This is a genomic window from Streptomyces sp. NPDC046821 (genome assembly GCF_040645335.1).
In the GTDB taxonomy this organism is placed as follows: domain Bacteria; phylum Actinomycetota; class Actinomycetes; order Streptomycetales; family Streptomycetaceae; genus Streptomyces.
Genome location: NZ_JBEYYB010000011.1, coordinates 288,959 through 303,787, shown reverse-complemented (window position 1 = coordinate 303,787; position 14,829 = coordinate 288,959). Strand labels below are relative to the sequence as shown.

Below are 14,829 nucleotides of genomic sequence, written 5' to 3'. Positions count from 1 at the left end.
CAGGGGGGCGCCGGTGAGCTGCTCGTTCTTCAGCCTGACCGGGTTTCCGGCAGGGTCGTAGAGCCGCGCCACGAATATGCGGAAGCCGAGTTCCCGCAGGGCGATCTCGTGGTGTTGCGCGGCTCGGCGCCGAGGACCGTACGGACGAGCGGCAACACAGAGGTGTGCGGGATGCGGTACGGCGTGGTGGTGGAGGAGCTCGCGGTCGAGGTCATGGCCCAGTTGCCCGACGATCGGGCCTGGCGGGAGGTGAAGGCGCTGGTGGAGGTCGCGCAGATGGATCCGCGGGCCTGGCCCGATGTGCGGGATGTGGGCTCGGTGGAGGAGATCCGGCAGGCGTTTGGATCCAGTACATGCCACACGCGGGAGCGATTGAGGTCCGGGACATCGGCTGGGCGGGCTGATCATTTCCTCTTCTGGTCGGGCTTCGAGGGGTTCGTCGCGGGATGTCGGGCGGACCGTGCCTCCTCGACGCTCTGCTCCAGCACGGTCATGAGATCGACGGCGGGCTCGGGCTGAGACGGTTCGCCCGACTCGGCCGGCTCGAAAGCAGTGCACCACCTCGAAACCCGGGCGCCGCATACTCACCCCTGCGTCCCGAGGAACTCCACGAGAACCCCGCGCGGCCCGCGCCGAGCAGAAGACCGACACCTGGAAGAACAAGTACGCCCTGCGCGCCGGCGTCGAGGGCACCATCAACCAGGCCCTCGACCTCACCGGCATCCGCCGGGCCCGCGACCGCGGCCTGCCGAAAGTCCGCCTTCGACACGCCTTCTCCGCCACCGCACTCAACATCGTCAGACTCGACACCCACTGGACCACCGGGCCCTGTTGGGCGGACGACCGGTTCCGGGTTGGCGGGCGATCTCTGAGTTCAACGAGCGCCATCAGCCCCATAGCGAACCTTCCGGGCTCCAAGATCATCTCGTGGCGAGACCTTCGTCCCACGCGACGTCGAAGCGCAACCGCCTGACCGGCATCGGCTACCGGTGCGGGCCCGGACGAATGCCGCACCGCGCAGCGGTGCTCGTCCAAGTGCCGCCGTCCGCGCACAGCCCTGCGATGACCGCTACGTCCCGTATGTCAAGTGCGACGCGCCGAAAGTTCCCGCCGGTCAAGGGTGAGCCGGCATCAGAAGATCACCTTGAAGGGTCAATGGGCAGTCAATTGCCAATGCTAGATATTTTTTTGACAGCTCATCAGTTAGGCACGGCAGGGCGATCAGGTGCTCTGCCTACCCCGATCGGCTCCCTGGAAGCAGCACTCCCGCTCCGCCCGAAATGACAGCCCTGGGGAGTCTGCATACGTTCAGTCACGGGTCGGCTACCGAGCCGATCTCTCGGTGAGAACAGGAGAACCACTGCCATGATCGTGACCCGTTCCCACGCCTTCACCGCGGCCGTCGCTGCCGTCGCATCCCTGACCGCGGCCGGCATCACCTACGCCGCCGCCGCTCCCGCTCCGCAGGTCCAGACGGCCCCCGCCGCCGTGCAGGGCGCCCCGGCGCCCATGGGCGGCGACGTCGGCGGCAAGGGCAAGGAGGGCAACGACCGCGGCGACCGCGGCGGCAGGGAATTCGAGGAGGGCTTGATCCAGATCAACGAGCGGTCCTACTCCTCTCACCCTGGCGGCTGCATCACCGTGGTCAGCGGCCTGGGCTCCACGAGCCTGAACATCCGCAACGACAGCCGCAAGACCGTCGAGGTCTTCCGCGGAGTGACCTGCGACAACGGCGCCCCCATCGCCACCGTCGGCGCCCACAGCTCCAGCGACGGCGTCCGCCCCGGCCGCACCGAAGGCGTGCACGTCGAGGACGGGGTAGTAGGCAGCTTCCGCGTCATCGACAACCACAGGGGCGACAGGGACGACTACTGAGAAACCAGCGCACCACCGCAAGACACGCCGACGGTCGTCGTCGTCGCGGGGCAGAACCCCGGCCCGCCGTAATCGGGCCGGGGACCGCAGAACGCATCGCATGACAAAGAACCCCGGCCCGCCGTAATCGGGCCGGGGTTCTCAATCTGGGCAACAGCCCGGGAGCACCCCATCCGGGACGCCCGCACGAGGCCACCCCCGACAAGGTGCCTGCCACGCCATTGCACGGTCGTCGCCGACTTCCTCCGCACCACCGGTCCGGGTGACGAGAAGGAACCCACAGGATAATTGCGGTTATCCCGTGCGTTCCTTGAAAGCCCGTCAGGATGAGCGGAAAGCAAGGGAATTGGACCGACACACGAGGAACGTTCTTGGCTTGCCGGTCGCCCCGCCACGAAGCAGACCTCGGTGCCCGAGTCCGACACCCACCAGCAGCCGGTCGAGTCGGTCGACCTCCCGAAGGCCCGCGACGGCCAGCCGGTCGCCGCTCGGCCAGACCTCGACTTCACCCCGGTCCACAACGGGATGGACTACCTGCGCAGCGCCGTCGAGCACCTGGCCGGCCCCCAGCTAGCTGCGGCAGGCTCGGCGAAGACCAGGCTCCAGTGCTCGTGGGTGAGACGGGCCTTGAGGAGGACCTCGGCTGCGGCGTGCAGGTGCAGGACTGTCGATAGCGAAGAGGCCGAACACGTGGAAACGGCGATGCGGGAGCTGCGCGGCAGGCTCAGCCGCGTCGAGAAACTGGTACGCCAGCGCATGAGCGGACTGACTCAGCAGCTCGAGGAGCACGCCGACTACACGTTGACTCCTCCCCCTCCTGAAGGAGGGGGATTCCTAGCTCACGTCGCCTGACCCCCGGGCGGGGATGCGGGTCTTACACGATCAGCGCTAGCCGGGTTGAAGACCAGCCCGGACGAGCATCACGCGGGCGGAGTTCTTGTCCCTGGGGGACACGGTTCGACACGCGGTGCACGTATACGTTCTCTCGGAAAGAGGGAGGCGGTGCTTGGCTCTCGCTCCGCAGTGCGCGCAGTCCATCGTGGTGTGCGCGGGATGGACCAGGTACACGGTCCGGCCGTGCTTACGGGCCTGCTCGATCAGCGCCCGTTTGGTGGCGCCGATCGCGGCATCGGCGCCACTCTTGGCCATGGTGGTCTTCGCCAGGAACGTGGGACGCAAGTACTCCACCGCGAGGGCGTCATGGTCGCGGACAATGCGCTTGGCCCACTTGCGAGCGGTGTCGGCCCGCTGGTTCGCGACCCTGCGACGCAGCTTCGCGGTCTGCCGCTTCGCCTCCGCCTCCCGCCGGCAGGGCCAGCGGGGTGCGGCGTGAGCACGCAGAACATCCTTATCCTGCTTCTGGCTCTGGTTGTCCTCGCGGCTGTCTCGGCCGTCGCAGGCCTGATCGGCTACAACGTCGCCCGCGAGGCGGGCTCGCCGGTCTCCACGGCCATCAGCCGGGGCAGCTTCGTGTTCTTCAGCGTCATGACGTTGTTTATCGCGCTGCTGGCCGTGCTGGTCCCGGCCATGACGTGAGGCAAGGGGTACATCGGGCCGGCCAAAACCCTCGGCCGGCCCGGGGCCCTGCGCGAGGGACGGTCACCGGGAGAGAAAGTCCCCAGCGGCGGTGCAGCGGGTGGCGGCCTGGATGCTGAGGCCGAACAGGTCGCAGGTCAGCCGGATGTCGCCGTCGGCGGCCTGTGCCTCGTCGACGATGCGGTCCCTGCGGAGCAGGTTGCTGGAGGCGGGGTAGTGGCGGTACAGCCAGGGCCGGCTGACGGGGGTGGTGGACAGCGCGGTGTGCAGGGTGAGGAAGAAGTGCGGGTTGGCGGTGTTCGGCCGGCGCCGGGCGCGGTGGGCGAGGTAGGCGTTCATGCGGGCCTGGACCGGTTCGGCGAGCAGGACGGTGCGGCCGGGCCGGTGGAGGTGGCCTGCTGCGAGGTCGCGAGCGTCGGTGAGGGTGAGGTGGCGGATCTCCAGGGCGCGCAGGGCGTGGAAGGCAACCGACCACCCCACCGACCACGACCCCACCAGCCCTGACCAGCAACGACCACACCCTCTCCGAACCTGGCCTTTCACCTACGAGTGCTATCAGCCCCATAGCGAACCTTCCGGGCTCTAAGATCATCTCTCGGCGAGACCTTCGTCCCACGCGACGTCGAAGTGCAACCGCCTGACCGGCATCGGCTACCGGTGCGGGCCCGGACGAATGCCGCACCGCGCAGCGGTGCTCGTCCAAGTGCCGCCGCCCGCGCACAGCCCTGCGATGGCCGCCGCGTCCCGTATGTCAAGTGCGACGCGCCGAAAGTTCCCGCCAGTCAAGGGTGAGCTGGCATCAGAAGATCACCTTGATGGGTTAATAGGCAGTCAATTGCCAGTATTAGATATTTTTTGACAGCCCATCAGTTACGCGCGCCTACCCCGATCGGCTCCCTGGAAGCAGCACTCCCGCTCCGCCCGAAATGACAGCCCTGGGGAGTCTGCGTACGTTCAGTTACGGGTCGGCTACCGAGTCGATCTCTCGGTGAGAACAGGAGAACCACTGCCATGATCATGACCCGTTCCCGCGCCGTCACCGCGGCCGTCGCTGCGGCCGCGTCCCTGACGGCGGTCGGCATCACCTACGCGACCGCCTCTCCCGCTCCGCAGGTCCAGACGGCCCCCGCCGCCGCGCACGCCGCCCCGGCGCCCGCCGCCGCGCAGGTCGCCCCGGCGCCCATGGACGGCGGCGTCGGCGGCAAGGGCAAGGAGGGCAACGACCGCAACGACTACGGCGGCAAGGGCAACGACCGCGGCGACCGCGGCGACCGCGGCGACCGCAACGACCGCGGAGACCGCGGAGACCGCGGCAGGGAATTCGAGGAGGGCCGGATCCAGATCAACGAGCGGTCCTACTCCTCTCACCCTGGCGGCTGCATCACCGTGGTCAGCGGCCTGGGCTCCACGAGCCTGAACGTCCGCAACGACAGCCGCAAGACCGTCGAGGTCTTCCGCGGAGCGACCTGCGACAACGGCGCCCCCATCGCCACCGTCGGCCCCCACAGCTCCAGCGACGGGGTCCGCACCGGCCACACCAAGGGCGTGCACGTCTGGGACGGGGTGGTAGGCAGCTTCCGCGTCATCAACAACCACAGGGGCGACGAGCGCGACTGGTGATTCAAAACCAGCGCACCAGCGCACCACCGCACGACACGCCGCAGGACGAAGAACCCCGGCCCGCCGTAATCGGGCCGGGGACCGCAGGACGCATCGCATGACGGAGAACCCCGGCCCGCCGTAATCGGGCCGGGGTTCTCAATCTGGGCAACAGCCCGGGAGCACCCCATCCGGGACGCCCGCACGAGGCCACCCCCGACAAGGTGCCCGCCACGCCATATTAGAGGCGGACAGCAGGCCCCGCCCGCCTCCTCAAAGGCGCCCTTCGCCCGCCTCGCCGGCTCGCCCACCGGACGACTCCCGCCCCACCACGCCCCGTTGACACGAGGGCCCGGGCAACCGCACCCCTGCCTCACCGGTGACCGGCCGCACCCGAACAGGTGACGAAACCACGAGCCGCACGCGTCCTGCCGTCACGCCGCCCCGACCGTGACCGCCCGCACACCCGTATGCCACGGCGACAGCACCGCACCTTCCCCACCCACCACGCCAAAGGATGAGTGACATGACCATCCGCCTTGTGGAGGACGCGAGCGACGACACCTACGTCCTGGACATCCACGACATCACCCTGATCCCCTCCTACCCGTGTCTAGGCCGCCCGCTCCGCTGGACAATGAACAGCAGCCTCAAAGAGACCGTCGATCTCACCCAGGTCACCTGCACGACGACCATGAAGGTCGGCCCGGTGAAAATCCTCAACAGCACCTACCGGCTACCCGACCTGCTCGCCAACCTGGGCACCCGCCTGACCGGCAACCCCCAACCGCCCGCCGGACCCTGGCAACAGACATGGAACCTTCACATCCCCAGAACAGTCCCGGTGGCCAGACACCGCATCCACCTGCGCGCACACACAGCAGACGGCAAAAACTTCCTCGCCCTCAACATCCCCCTCGACTTCAACCACCGCTACCACCCCACCGCCGGCGCACACGACCACCTACAAAAAGACAGAGAATTCAGCTGGGCACAATGACCCACAACACCGCCGCCACCTATGAGTTCAATCCCTCCTGAAGCCACAGGTCACGCAGGCCACGGGACTCGTGTGCGTGGGGCAGCGGCCGCTCGTACTGGCCGGCGGCGTGCCCCCACAAAGCCGGCCCGTCAGCGCCGGGCCGCATATCGTCGGACCGGCGGCTGACGTCAAGGCGTGGCGCCGGCGAGCTGCCCGTTTCTTCAGCCTGACCAGATTTGGAGCAGAGTCGTAGCACCACGCCACGAATACGCCGAAACCGAGTCCACACAGGGCGACTTCGGCATCGTGATGCAGCACGGCCCGACGCCCAGGACCCTACGGACGAACGACTTGACGGGAATGAGGCGGCTGCCCATGTGGGCCACGACCCACTCCACAGTCCGACGGTGACGACGAGCCAGGTGTGCGGGCGGTCAGGATCGTTGCACAGCCACAGGTCGAACGTGCCGACCAGGAGGTTCGCCTCCCACTTCCAGACCTTCGCGCGGGGATCGAGAGCATCGGCCCCGTCCCGGCGCAGCGGGATCAGGGCGCGCTCGAACGAGGCGATCAGATCGTCGTAGGCCGTCCACAGGGCCGTGCTGCCGGCGTGGTCGACCGTGCACTCGCCATCTGGCGTGATCTCCCACTTCAGGCCGTCGGGAAGCTGGGTGGTCAGGTACTGGCACAGCGGGCCGAGCACCTGCGGGATACCCACCGTGTCGTGCCAGGCGTGCTCGGCTGCGGGCAGGCGGACCCACCAGACGTAGTACGGCGTTCCGTCGGCGTAGGTGTCGGTGTCGGTGTCGACGCAGTGTTCGTACACGCAACCCAGCGAGCCCGCGAGCTCCGTCATCATCTGCTTGGTGCGCTCGTCCAGGTCGGGATCCTCGCCCGCGAGCTGCGACGGGTCCTGGACCTCGAGGCGCCACACCACCCACTCGAAGTGTTCCAGTCCGTCACGCGTACCCGCCGCCCAGTGCGACGGTGTAACCCCTGCCGTACCCGGCCAACGTCCCTCTCCCCCGCTTCGCTCTGCGTGCCGCTCTCGCTGACGGCCTGGCGGTTGCAGGCCAGCACGGAGCAGTCCCCCAGGCCGGGCAGGCCCTTGACGGCGGGGTCGCCGAGGAACTCCTCCAGCGTGCCGCCGTGCTTGATCATCTGCCAGCGGTGGGCCCGGCATATCGGCTCGTTGCCGAGTTGATCCACGGGCGTTCGCAGCCGGGGACCCGGCAGTGCTCGGTGCCCAGGTGGGGATGCCGAGAGATGCAGGGAACCCGTATGAAGTCTTCCAAGGCCATGCCGGACTTCCGGTGCCGGCTGTAGCAGGTGCTGCACAGCTTCTTCCCGCGCACCGGGCACTCGCAGTTGGGCACCGGGCAGGCTCTGCCGCCCATGGTGGGATGGCCCACTGACGTCATCAAGCATCGGTCTGCGTTCCAGCCATAGGGCATAGAAGACCACATCAGCGTCCGGATGCTGCCTGCTGACAAAGCCCGTCGACCAACCCCTCTTCCGGCCATCGGGCCGGTACAGCGTGCGGCCTGTACCGGCCGCGGATGTCCTTGTTCAGGGCGAGCCGACATCGGCTCGCCTCCAAGCCTCCGCCATGACACATCGCCCCTCGAACTCCTCCAAGGGCACGTGAAGCTAGGAGCACCGCGTGATGCCGCAATGCCGCAATGCCGCAGGTCAGCCGCTGCCCGCCACGCTGCGGATGCGGCTGTGGCTGTGGCTGCGGCTGTGGCTGTGGCTGTGGCTGCGGTGGAGCGTCCGTAGATACGTAGGCCTGTCAGTAACCGGCCGACGGGCCTGCGGGGTCGGTTCCGAGGAGTTGCTTGGTGATGCCGGGCAGGGCTTGGGTCAGGGCCGCCGGTTGGGGTGGGCGGGTGATCAGGGAGATCGTGGCCTGGCCCGGTACCGGGGAGGGCAGGATCTGGTCGCCGGGGTCGGCCCACCAGCGGGCTGCGAGGAGTGGCACGAGCGCCGGGGTCCGGCGGTGGCGGGCGATGCGAAGGGTGGCTTCGGTCGTGGGGCCGGGTTGTGGGGCGGCTCCGAGGGCGGAGAGTTTGGCTCGAACGGTCTCGCCGGCCAGGTCGATCGTGGAGTACAGCACGGTGTGGCCTGCCAGTGGCCGTTTTCCTGTCCTGGGGGGTGCTGTTCCTTCGGGCAGGACCAGGGCCAGGGGCGAGACCCCCAGGAGCGTGCGGTGAAGCCCTCTCGGCAGGCTTGTCTGCTCCGCGATCGTGATGATCGCGGCGTCCAGGAGGCCGTCGTGGACCTGCTGGACCAGTACCGGTCCGTGGTCGACTTCGGGATGGACCGTCACGCCGGGCAGTTTGGCGTCCAGGACGGTGAAGACGATCGGTGCGATGGCCTGGATGGTGCCGACGGCCAGGGACGCGTCGGTGGCCGCCAGCACCTGGTCGGGCAGCGCGCTGATCTCGGCCAGCAGCCGGGCTGCCTGGCGGGCCAGTTCTCGCCCGGCCGGGGTGGGCCGGGCACCTGTCGTGTCGCGTTCGAACAGGCGGGCACCGAGCCGACGTTCCAGGGCTGCCAGCCGGCGGGAGGCCGACGGCTGGGTGGTCAGCAGCTCCTTGGCGGCCGCCCCGATGGAGCCGTGGCGGGCGACGGCTTCGGCCAGCGTCAGGTCCTCGATGCTGAGGCGGGAGGTCATGCCCTCAGCGTATGAGCAGGGCGTGCCAGGTGGTCTCTACTCGCGGTGACATCCCCCGCGCAGGATCGAGGACATGAGAAAATCGTTGCAGTTGCTGACCGCGATCACGTTCGTGACCTGGATCGGGACCCGTATGACCGCGGTCGCCCTGCCGCTGGTCGCGCTGGCCGAGACCGGCGAGGTCTGGGCCACCGGGCTGGTCGGGGGGATGGCCGGGCTGCCTCTGCTGACGGTGGGCTGGTGGGGGCGCGGACTGCGCGACCGGCTGGCCTCCGGGCGGGCCCTGGCGGCGGTGATGGCCCTGAACGTCGTCGGTCTGGCCGTCGTGCCGGTGGCGGCGCTGGCCGGCGAGGGCGGCGCACTCGCCCTGTGCGTGTCCGGGTTGGTGACGGGAGCGGCGGGCGCGTTGCTGGGGCCGGCGCAGCGGGCCTTGGTCGCCGACCTCGCCGACCTGCATGTGGTTCGGGGCGGCCGGGCAGGTTCGGGGCGGTGGCTGGCCTGGCAGGACCTGGCCCACCGGGTGTCGATGATCTTCGCCCCTCCTGCCGGGGCCTGGCTCGTTGTCGCGTGGGGTGCACGGCCTCTGCTGTGGTGCGAGACCGTCGTCGTCGCTGCGGCCGCGGTGCTGATGCTCGCGGTGCCGGCGGCCCGGCAGCAGGAACATGCTCCGGAGGGTGCGACGGCTGAGGGCGTGTCCGCGCTGGATGTCGTGCGGTCCCGCCCTCAGGTCGCTGCCGGGGTCCTCATGGCGGGGGTAGGCGGGGTCTGTTGGTTCGGGTTCACCCTGGGTCTGGCTGTCCTCGGTGTCGAGCACGGCCGGCCCGGCGCGTTGATCGCTGCCGGGATGAGCGGGTACGGGACCGCGTCCGTGATCGTCTCGCTCCTGGCCCCGCTGGTCATCGACCGGTTGCCGCGCGTGCCGTTGATGGTGTTCTCCTGGGTGGTGCTCGGAGCCACATTCGTCCTGCTGCCGTCGGCGGCGCCGGGCCTGGCCGGTATCTGCGCGCTGGCAGCGGTGGCGGGGGCGGCCACTCCGTGGGGGATCGCGGCCCTGAACACGCTGATCAGCGAACAGACCACCGGGGCCGAGCGCAGGGCGGCGTTCACGGCCGAGACGGTCCTGCACTCGGGCGGGTCTTCTCTGGGCCTGCTCGTCGGCGGTGCGCTCATCGGCTGGGCCGGGGCCGGCCCTGCCCTGGTCGCTACGGGCGTTGCGCAGGTGCTGGCCGCGGCGGGCGGGGGGTTGTGGGCCTGGAAGGCCCGGGTGAAAGCGCAGGGCGGGAGTGTTCAGGGGCTGGGGGCGAGGCGAAGCGTTCGGGGGCCGGGGGCAGGGCGAAGCGTTCGGGGGCTGGGGGCGAGGCGAGGGGAGAATGCGTACGCGTCTGTTCCTGACGAGGAAAGGTATCGACGGGACGGAAGCTGGTGAGCACGCGCAACTCCTGGACGTGCGCGGCGCGGGTGATGCGGCGCAGTTGGCTCGCCGCCGCCTGTGCCACGGTGGCCAGCGCCACTGACCAGGCGATGCGGCGCGCCGCGCGCATCCGAGCCCAACAGGCCCCCGTCCGGGCCCAGTTCCCCAACGGTCACCCCGTAGGCTCCCCGAGCCTACGCAGCTCGAGCGTGGCTCCAGTTCCGGGGGGCAGAGCAAGCCACCGGGCACCCGTACAGCGAGGTGAAACTCGGGGTGTTCTTGTCGAATAGGAAACGCAGGCTCAACCCAAAGCAGGGCTTCGCCGCCATTCTCGCGGCCTTCCCGGGCGCGTACATTGCCGCTCCCGACGGCACCGGCAGGACGGTGCCGGCCTGGACCGTTCAGGCAGAACAACGGCGGCCGAAGCGTCCACCACAGTGATGTCGCCCAGCGTCGCGGGGTGAACCGGAAGGCCGTCCGGAAGCTGCGGACCGTGCTCAGCGAGTGGGACGCCAGGGTCGTGACGGCGGCCGGGGCCGACACCTGTCGCCGTGCGGTCAGTGCTTGATCCTGCCGCGTGCTGCCAGGGCTACAAGGGCTGCCAGGGCTGCCAGGGCTGCGAGGCCGAGCAGTGAAGGGAGCCAGTCAGCCATGCGGCCGACCGTATGCAGAGGAACGTGTGCAGAGGAACGTGTGCAGAGGAACGTATCTAGAGCTGGCTAGGCCCCCAGGTGCTTTCTGATCAGCTCGTACGAGCGGACGCGGGCGCGGAAGTCGTAGACAGGTGTGGTGAGCATCAGTTCGTCGGCCCCGGTCTGGTCGGCCAGTTGTGCGAGCCGGTGCACGACCGTTTCGGGGGTGCCGACGGCCTGCTGCGCGCGGAAGGCGGCCAGGGCGCGCAGTTCTTCGGCGTCGAAGGGGTGGGCGGCGGCCTCGGCGGGCGTGGGAAAGGGTGTGTCGCTGATTCCTTTGAGGAGGCCGGCCTTGACGACGTTCATCGGGCCCCCGTGCCAGTGGGCTTCCTCGTCGGTCTGCGCGCACACCGTCTCCACACACAGCAGTACCCGGGGCCGGGTGCACCAGCGTGAAGGGGTGAACGCGGCCCGGTAGTGCTCCAGGACCGCACGGGTGTTGTCCGGCCGGATGTGGTGGGCGACGGCGATGGGCAGGCCGAGTTCCGCGGCGAGGACGGCCCCGGCGGGGCTGGAGGCCAGCAGCCATGGCTGCGGCAGCGGGCCGAGCGCGACCTCGTCCACCAGGAAGGCCAGGATCGCGGCCACGTCGTCCCGGTATTCGGAGTCCGTCGTGGGTCCGGCCCCACGGCACAGCGCCCGTGCGGTGGCCTCGTCGAAGGTGCCGGGGCCGCGGCCGACGCCGAGGTCGATGCGGTCCTCGTGCAGGGCGGCCAGGGTCCCGAATTGCTCGGCCAGCATGATGGGCGCATGGTTGGGGGCCAGTACGCCGCCCGAGCCCAGACGGATCACCGAGGTGGAGGCCGCGGCGTGCGCGGTCAGCACGACGGGCGGGAACGCGCCGATCGCCGGGGAGTGGTGGTGCTCGGCGTACCAGATCCGGTGGTAGCCCAGTCGTTCCAGCTCCTGCGCGAAGGCGGCGGTGTCCCGCAGGGTGTCCACGGCCCGGGTGCCGGTCTGGACCATTGCGACTTCGAGCGCGGAGAGCGGCATGTCGATCATGTCGGCCAGCATAGGAATGTTCCGCCCCGGTGAGCGGCGTGGTGATTCCTTTCGCGCCATGCGGCGGATGTCGCGTTCTCGAGGGTTCGGCGGCGGGAGCAAGCCGTTTCAGGCCGCCGGGCCGGATCAACCGGATCTCCGCGCAGTCACCGTCGGTGTGGTGTGGTGTGGTGCGGATTCCAGGTCGACGGGCACGGGGGGGTACCGGAGCGGGTGGGCGAGAACCTGCTGGGCCTCGTCGAGGGGCATCGCCCCCATCCGCCTCCATCCGTCACCCCCCCAATCTGTCAGCCCTATCCGCCCAGTAACAGCGTCGGTTCGACGTGACGGGGCGCTGCATCAAGACGGCCGCAGCCCCCACGAGCTGGGCCAGAGCCTGCAGTTACGGGTGCTCACTCTGTACGGGGTACACGTCGTCGTGGGCGGGGGCCGCGCCCCCTTATCGCTGAGATGGCGGAGGCAGCGAGTGTGTACGCGGCGGCGTCGGTGTAACGGTTCTACTCGAAGGCCAGCTCCCCGGAGGGCTGGAACAGGTCGTCGTCCGTAGCGAAGAGAGGAGACGGTCGCTGTGCATCGGTTGGAGATGGTTTCGCTCAGCGCCTGTAGCTGGTTGCGGAGCAGCGAGTACAGCTCCTGCTTCGAGCGGGTTGGCTGGTTTTGGGGTGTGTTGCTCAGGTTGATGACGATGTCGTCCCAGATGCCGGGGGGACCGTCCCCAACTGTCCGCTGCGCGGCCGTGAGCTCGTCGATGTGCTCGTTCTGAATAGCGGTTCGGCGCGTTCGACCGACCCGCTTCCGTCGTGACGGCAACGTTGACGCGCTGCTCCACAGCGCGGGCGTGGTGGCCAAGCTCCACGTTGTCGTCCAGTCCGGTCATTTCCCGCACCCAATACCTCAGCCGGCTCGCGCTCACGCGCGCCGAGGGGGACGGTGGGGATCAGGTGGGCCGAGCCGGAGGACGCGAACGTATACGTCGATGCGTCGAGAAGTCCGCGCCGTCCTGTGACGGGACACCCGTGACTGCTCCGCCCCCGTCAGGTGTGCCGCGCTCAACGACGGCTCTATGTCGGCGTCCGCACTGGGCGAGGTGGGGCCGGTGAGCCGTCACGCAATCGGCACACACCGGGAGGTGTTGCGCGAGCCAGGGGTGACCGGGTCCGAGCAGCCCTCCAGCCCCGAAGTGCCGGAATCGCCAGTTGACGGAACCGATCGATGGCATACAGCGATGGGACACGACCATGACCGAGCACGACAAGAACAAGAGGACACACGCCCCTGACCGCGGGCCGGCGCTGCCGCCGGTTACGGACCGGGCCGCCTTCCAGGCCCAGCTGGACACCCTGCGGGCCCGCGAAAAAGCCCACACCCGAGAAGGCGACGCGATCGCCGCGGCCCGGCGCCGGCTGCCCATGGTGGAAGTGCCGGCCGACCTCGAACTGACCGGACCCGACGGACCGGTCACCCTGCTCGACACGTTCGAAGGACGCCACCAGCTCATCGCCTACTACTTCATGTGGCACCCCGGCCACGACGCGGCCGGGCAGTGCGAAGGCTGCACCTGGGTCACCACCCAGGTGCAGGAACTGTCCTATCTGCACTCTCGCGACATCACCTACGCGGTCTTCTGCCAGGGCCCGTACGAGGAAAGCCGTCGTTACCGGGACTTCATGGGCTGGCAGATGCCCTGGTACTCGGCTCTCCCCTCCCAGGACCAACTCCTGACCGGACGCCACGTCGGGATGATGCACCTGGTCTGCTACCTGCGCGACGGCGACCGCGTCTACGAGACCTACTGGACGACCCGGCGCGGGGTGGAGACGATGGACTACAGCTACGCACTCATGGACCTCACCCCGTACGGCCGCCAGGAACTGTGGGAGGACACGCCTCCCGGCCGGCCCCGCGTCCAGGGCACACCCGCCGACCACATCCGTCTGCGGACCAACGGCCGCCCGATCCCCCAATGGTCCCGCATCGAAGCCGGACGCTCGGACGACCTCACGCCCCGATCGTGACTGCACAACCGCGGGCCAGTCCGCTTCGGCCCACGCCACTTGCCCGCTCCCACGCCACTTGCCCGCTCCCATCTGCTCGTCGCGACACCTCCGGCTGCACCCAACAACCATGAAGCCGGTCTCGCGGACGCCCTCGACCTGCACACGAACGGCGGGTCACGTCGCAACCGACGCACAGACTCTCCGGCGGAGCACCAGGCATCCACGTACGTGCCCCCAGGATCACCTCACCCTCCCCCGCTCGCCATCCGCCGCCGCACCCTCCAACAAATCGCCGTTGCCGAAGGTGAATGACGCCACTACCAGGCCGTTGATGTCCCACAGCCGTCGGAGACCGCACGCCCGCAGGGGATCAGGCACATGGAACAGGCCGCCACGGCCCGGCCCCGTCCGACTACGGGACCTGACCCGGCCCGCACGCCCCAGCCACCGCCCCGTCCGGATTCGAGTTCGGCGGTAAAACCGCCCTCAGGCGCATACCCCCGAGCAGGGCATCACGGCGCGCCACGCACACGGGCCCATCCCGTCCCGCACCGGCCCGCACGCCGTACGCGTATGCCCCAGCAGCGGCGCCGGCCGCGAACCCTACGCCGCGAGCGCCTCGGACACGGCGGGCGGGTCCAGCCGGGCCGGTAGACCAGAACCGGCGGCAACGCCTCATCCCCCAGAGCCACCGGCAAACCCCGACAGAAATACGACGGCACCCCCGCCCGCCCAAGTGCACCGCCTTGTCCACCGGATACCGGATAGTCACAGCTCAGGACCGGCGACTGCCAACGCGGCAACGACGCGAACGCACACAGCATCGCCTCGGTCCCCAGACGGCACTGCACCCAGCGACGACGGACACGATCGGTCTCCGTCCGGCGGGCGATCCTCTGCCCGCCATGCCGCCCACACCCTCCTCCGCACCACCACCAACACAGAACACGACACGACATGACATGACGGCCTCTCCCTCAGGGACGGTACCCGGCCAGTGCATCCGAATGCGCTAATTGCGCCGAAGTAGTCACGTAGACCTGAGGGGCGATCGGCGC

12 protein-coding genes and 2 pseudogenes are annotated in these 14,829 nt (G+C 69.2%); 9 read left to right on the top strand and 5 right to left on the bottom strand.

The annotated features are described in order from the left end of the window. The first annotated feature begins 171 nt into the window (after positions 1–171). The 4 genes and pseudogenes from ABZ893_RS24080 (at position 172) to ABZ893_RS24065 (ending at position 2,727) form a co-directional block, all read left to right on the top strand. Positions 172–519 carry a hypothetical protein gene (locus ABZ893_RS24080; protein WP_361407170.1) on the top strand — a complete coding sequence of 116 codons (348 nt, stop codon included), beginning with the start codon at positions 172–174 and terminating at the stop codon, positions 517–519. Between the two features lie 31 nt (positions 520–550). After that, positions 551–973, top strand: a pseudogene (locus tag ABZ893_RS24075) (transposase); the annotation flags it as partial. Between the two features lie 392 nt (positions 974–1,365). Continuing rightward, on the top strand, positions 1,366–1,875 hold the full coding sequence (locus ABZ893_RS24070) for a hypothetical protein (RefSeq protein ID WP_361407168.1): 510 nt from the start codon (positions 1,366–1,368) through the stop codon (positions 1,873–1,875). A gap of 408 nt (positions 1,876–2,283) precedes the next feature. Beyond that, positions 2,284–2,727 (top strand): hypothetical protein, encoded by a 444-nt coding sequence (locus ABZ893_RS24065; protein WP_361407166.1) that lies wholly within the window; start codon positions 2,284–2,286, stop codon positions 2,725–2,727. On the opposite strand, the pseudogene ABZ893_RS24060 reads toward ABZ893_RS24065, so the two are convergent. Continuing rightward, a pseudogene (locus tag ABZ893_RS24060) lies at positions 2,715–3,168 on the bottom strand (transposase); the annotation flags it as partial. The gene ABZ893_RS24065 and the pseudogene ABZ893_RS24060 overlap by 13 nt on opposite strands. Before the next feature lie 36 nt (positions 3,169–3,204). Here ABZ893_RS24060 and ABZ893_RS24055 point away from each other — a divergent pair. Next, positions 3,205–3,411, top strand: coding sequence for a hypothetical protein (locus ABZ893_RS24055; RefSeq protein ID WP_361407165.1), 207 nt, complete (start codon positions 3,205–3,207; stop codon positions 3,409–3,411). A gap of 63 nt (positions 3,412–3,474) precedes the next feature. On the opposite strand, the gene ABZ893_RS24050 is transcribed toward ABZ893_RS24055, so the two are convergent. After that, a complete protein-coding gene (locus ABZ893_RS24050) occupies positions 3,475–3,891 on the bottom strand; it encodes a hypothetical protein (RefSeq protein ID WP_361407163.1) in 417 nt (138 codons plus the stop codon). Between the two features lie 531 nt (positions 3,892–4,422). Here ABZ893_RS24050 and ABZ893_RS24045 point away from each other — a divergent pair. Continuing rightward, positions 4,423–5,031, top strand: coding sequence for a hypothetical protein (locus tag ABZ893_RS24045; RefSeq protein WP_361407161.1), 609 nt, complete (start codon positions 4,423–4,425; stop codon positions 5,029–5,031). Between the two features lie 505 nt (positions 5,032–5,536). Continuing rightward, on the top strand, positions 5,537–6,010 hold the full coding sequence (locus ABZ893_RS24040) for a hypothetical protein (RefSeq protein WP_361407160.1): 474 nt from the start codon (positions 5,537–5,539) through the stop codon (positions 6,008–6,010). 19 nt (positions 6,011–6,029) lie between these two features. On the opposite strand, the gene ABZ893_RS24035 is transcribed toward ABZ893_RS24040, so the two are convergent. Further along, positions 6,030–6,929, bottom strand: coding sequence for a hypothetical protein (locus ABZ893_RS24035; protein WP_361407158.1), 900 nt, complete (start codon positions 6,927–6,929; stop codon positions 6,030–6,032). Between the two features lie 855 nt (positions 6,930–7,784). Next, positions 7,785–8,669: a LysR family transcriptional regulator gene (locus ABZ893_RS24030; RefSeq protein WP_361407157.1), complete on the bottom strand. Its 885-nt coding sequence runs from the start codon at positions 8,667–8,669 to the stop codon at positions 7,785–7,787. A 73-nt stretch (positions 8,670–8,742) separates the two neighbouring features. On the opposite strand from ABZ893_RS24030, the gene ABZ893_RS24025 reads away from it, so the two are divergent. Then, the gene (locus tag ABZ893_RS24025) at positions 8,743–10,095 is read left to right on the top strand and encodes an MFS transporter (protein WP_361407155.1); all 1,353 of its coding nucleotides are present in this window, start codon (positions 8,743–8,745) and stop codon (positions 10,093–10,095) included. Between the two features lie 704 nt (positions 10,096–10,799). Here ABZ893_RS24025 and ABZ893_RS24020 read toward each other — a convergent pair. Beyond that, entirely contained in the window at positions 10,800–11,774 is a 975-nt protein-coding gene (locus ABZ893_RS24020; RefSeq protein WP_361407153.1) for an LLM class flavin-dependent oxidoreductase, read from the bottom strand. Between the two features lie 1,238 nt (positions 11,775–13,012). Here ABZ893_RS24020 and ABZ893_RS24015 point away from each other — a divergent pair. Beyond that, the gene (locus ABZ893_RS24015) at positions 13,013–13,789 is read left to right on the top strand and encodes a DUF899 family protein (RefSeq protein ID WP_361407152.1); all 777 of its coding nucleotides are present in this window, start codon (positions 13,013–13,015) and stop codon (positions 13,787–13,789) included. Positions 13,790–14,829: the final 1,040 nt, after the last annotated feature.

Coding starts and splice junctions, on each gene's coding strand:
- ABZ893_RS24080 (WP_361407170.1), top strand. CDS start 172: ATGCGGTACGGCGTGGTGGTGGAGGAGCTCGCGGTCGAGGTCATGGCC.
- ABZ893_RS24070 (WP_361407168.1), top strand. CDS start 1,366: ATGATCGTGACCCGTTCCCACGCCTTCACCGCGGCCGTCGCTGCCGTC.
- ABZ893_RS24045 (WP_361407161.1), top strand. CDS start 4,423: ATGATCATGACCCGTTCCCGCGCCGTCACCGCGGCCGTCGCTGCGGCC.
- ABZ893_RS24040 (WP_361407160.1), top strand. CDS start 5,537: ATGACCATCCGCCTTGTGGAGGACGCGAGCGACGACACCTACGTCCTG.
- ABZ893_RS24030 (WP_361407157.1), bottom strand. CDS start 8,669: ATGACCTCCCGCCTCAGCATCGAGGACCTGACGCTGGCCGAAGCCGTC.
- ABZ893_RS24025 (WP_361407155.1), top strand. CDS start 8,743: ATGAGAAAATCGTTGCAGTTGCTGACCGCGATCACGTTCGTGACCTGG.
- ABZ893_RS24020 (WP_361407153.1), bottom strand. CDS start 11,774: ATGATCGACATGCCGCTCTCCGCGCTCGAAGTCGCAATGGTCCAGACC.
- ABZ893_RS24015 (WP_361407152.1), top strand. CDS start 13,013: ATGACCGAGCACGACAAGAACAAGAGGACACACGCCCCTGACCGCGGG.